Origin of the sequence: Shewanella sp. Sh95 (assembly GCF_001308045.1) — a bacterium.
GTDB classification, from domain to species: domain Bacteria; phylum Pseudomonadota; class Gammaproteobacteria; order Enterobacterales; family Shewanellaceae; genus Shewanella; species Shewanella xiamenensis.
Genome location: NZ_LGYY01000164.1, coordinates 1 through 3,216, shown reverse-complemented (window position 1 = coordinate 3,216; position 3,216 = coordinate 1). Strand labels below are relative to the sequence as shown.

General features: G+C 37.3%; 4 protein-coding genes and 1 pseudogene. All 5 read left to right on the top strand.

Annotated features, from left to right (window positions below; translation table 11 throughout):
• The first annotated feature begins 175 nt into the window (after positions 1-175).
• Positions 176-523 (top strand): hypothetical protein, encoded by a 348-nt coding sequence (locus AEA42_RS11965; RefSeq protein ID WP_055647837.1) that lies wholly within the window; start codon positions 176-178, stop codon positions 521-523.
• Positions 524-537: 14 nt separating this feature from the next.
• Positions 538-822: an STAS domain-containing protein gene (locus AEA42_RS11960; protein WP_037429105.1), complete on the top strand. Its 285-nt coding sequence runs from the start codon at positions 538-540 to the stop codon at positions 820-822.
• Between the two features lie 7 nt (positions 823-829).
• Positions 830-2,527: a SpoIIE family protein phosphatase gene (locus AEA42_RS11955; RefSeq protein ID WP_055647836.1), complete on the top strand. Its 1,698-nt coding sequence runs from the start codon at positions 830-832 to the stop codon at positions 2,525-2,527.
• 3 nt (positions 2,528-2,530) lie between these two features.
• A complete protein-coding gene (locus tag AEA42_RS11950) occupies positions 2,531-2,896 on the top strand; it encodes a response regulator (RefSeq protein WP_037418002.1) in 366 nt (121 codons plus the stop codon).
• 125 nt (positions 2,897-3,021) lie between these two features.
• A pseudogene (locus tag AEA42_RS11945) lies at positions 3,022-3,216 on the top strand (IS4 family transposase); the annotation flags it as partial.

Genomic DNA, 3,216 nt, shown 5'->3' with positions numbered 1-3,216 from the left:
GGAGGTACTCAGGCGGCCTGATTATCAAATCACGGAGAAAGAATTGCTGGCGGCCTGGGTATTATTCGCCAATCAGTTGCTCAAATATGGCTATGCTATGGCTGATTTATGAGGGGATCCTTCAGCACCCAGCATGTAAGTAAAGTTGCCGCACAGGATATGAGTTATATTATTGATGCAAAAGAAAGATATTGATACAGCACTCAAACAAATTATCGTAAAGGCGGAAAAGGATTCTAAGGTCATTGCGCGCATTGATTCATCTGCGCATGAACTTGAAATAGCAATTTCAGATACGATAAGGGGATTACAATTTAGTGATATAACCTCTCAAAGTTTGTCACACACCAATCAAGCATTACATCATTTAAAAGAATCGCTCAAACAAGTCACAGCTATGTCTTATGAGGAGTTTGGAATTACCGGTGAAGACGTGACTGAAAAAATGAGTCGGCACCGAAATGAAAAACATAATCCCGTATCAAGGAATGAAATAACGAGTGGCGAAATCGAACTCTTTTAAATGGATATTATATTATGTCAAACATTCAGACCATTATCTTGCCAGAGCGATTTGACTTTTATTACCACAAAAATTTTACACGAGACTATCAACAAATCTTAACTCTTAAGGACGTTAATCATATTATTTTGGATTTTAGCCGAGTGTTATATCTTGATAGTTCAGCGTTAGGCATGATGGTACTGCTATATCGAAAAGCTCAAGAAAAGGGAATGTCGACATCAGTAAAAGGAGCTCATGGTCAAGCTGAGGAGATATTAACCATCGCCAACATGCAGAAAATTTATATCATCGAGTAACCTAGCTATGTCAGAGCACTCAGCAATTAATCACTTTGTATTGGTTGTCGATAATGATGCTGTTGTGAGTCAGTCTATCAGTGACTTTATTCATAGCAAAGGTTATAACGTGATTATCTGTGATAATCTTGAGGATGCTTTTTTTGAAATATCCATCAACAGAATTGATTTGATTTTAGTGAATTTCTTTCAGTCCGATGGTACAGCGTTGACATTGCTAGAAAATCTTCGTCAATTGAATAAGGAAATTCCAGTTGTCGTTGTAACTGATAGGAAAGAACCTCAGGCATTTTTAGATTGCTTTAAAATGGGGGTATTGGATTTTGTTGTTAAACCTATCAATGTTGAATTGTTTTGGTATAAAGCTGAAATTTTATTAACACGTATCAGATTGCAAGAAAAAGTTAAGCAGCAAAGTGTTGAACTCGAAAAAATGCTCTATGAAAAAGCAAGGGAAGAGCAACTGGCTCGTCATATTTTTGAGCATTTAGTGAATGTTGATAATAGCCAATTTGACTTTATAAAGTCATTTTCTCAAGCAAGTGCGAATTTTAGTGGCGATATTTTGTTAAATAGTGTCTCACCTAACGGTAATTTATTCATTATGCTAGCTGATTCAACAGGTCACGGTCTTAGTGCTGCAATGCCTATCATGCGAGTGGCAAGTACATTTAACGCTATGGTTTATAAGTGCTTTTCACTAGTAACCTTAATCTATGAGCTTAATGAAAAATTATTTTACGAAAATCCAGATGATAGATTTGTTGCCTGCATTCTTCTTGAAGCCGATTTATTTCGTAATAAACTTTATGTTTGGAATGGTGGTATGCCGCCTGTTTTTCTTCACCTCAGACATAATAATCAATCTCAAGATAATAATTCGTGGCTAAATAAAGTGTTTAAGTCAACGAATATGGCGCTTGGAATTTTACCGCCAAATACATTTATTGCAGACATTGTTGAGATTGATTTGCCGCACGAAGGATATGCATGTCTATATAGCGATGGATTAATTGAACAGCCATTATTTGATAACTCTCAGTTTGGTATGGAGCGACTTAATGCTCTGTTTCATGAAAAGTTAGACTCCTTGCCTTATTTTTTTAAAGAAAATTTTGATAATAATTCTCTGGATAATCATATTGTTGATGATATTAGTGTTTGCACTCTTGATTTTCAGCGTCTTCATGACTGGTATCGTTCTCAAGATGTTAGGCATTTATTATCAAATAAGAATGGAGAGTTTGATTGGGATATCAAGATATCAGGACCTATGCTACTAAGTGCGGATTACTTGAGTATGCTCAACCAGTTTTTATCAGCATTTGGTTTTGCGACATATTTTTGTCAAAGAGTATTTACGGTAGTGGCCGAGTTATTTAGTAATGCTATCGACCATGGTGTACTAAAATTAGATTCTAGACTAAAAAATGATCCTGAAGGCTTTGAATTGTACCATAGTATAAGAGATGGCTGCGCAGATAGGCTTACTTCAAATGATTGGGTAAAAGTGAGCATAACGTGGAATGACAGGTATGAACTGTTGATCACTGTGTCTGATAGTGGCAAAGGATTTACTGGTTTTGATAAATCGATTTCAAATTATCCTGAACTTTCTGGACGAGGCTTATCACTGGTGAAAAAATTATGTAAACACTATGAATTAATTTCTCCCGGTAATATCACTAAAGTGGTTATGGAATAGGGCATGAGTAAAAAAATATTAATTGTTGATGATTCTGCTGCCATTCGACAGATGGTTGAAGCCACGCTGAAATCAGCAAACTATCTAGTCACTTTGGCTAAAGATGGCCAAGAGGCTCTCGATTTGTGTAGTAGCCAGCGATTTGATTTTATTTTGACTGACCAAAATATGCCGAGAATGGATGGTTTAACCTTAATTAAATCTTTGCGAGGGATGTCCGCATATATGCGAACCCCAATCATAATGCTAACCACTGAAGCGGGAGAAGATATGAAAGCCCAAGGAAAAGCGGTTGGTGCAACGGGATGGATGGTTAAGCCTTTTGACCCGCAAAAATTATTAGCAATAACCGCCAAAGTGCTGGGTTGAAGGTATCGGGGGCAATATGCTGAAGAATCCCCTGATGATTTACAAATAAATCATCAAATTAGGGTGGAAGCGCATCTTGTTGCATGATCAAATGGTTTCGCTAAAAACTACACTTGGACAACAAGATGCGCGAAGCCAATATCCTACAACATTCTTTACACCAATACTGCCCAGAACTTCACCTAAAACGATTAAACAGCTTGATGCTGGCCTCTAAGGCACTGATTGAATGTAAGACACTGACCTTGACTGAGTTAGGTCGAAATTTACCAACCACGGCCCGAACCAAGCACAACATCAAGCGCATTGATCGTTTGCTC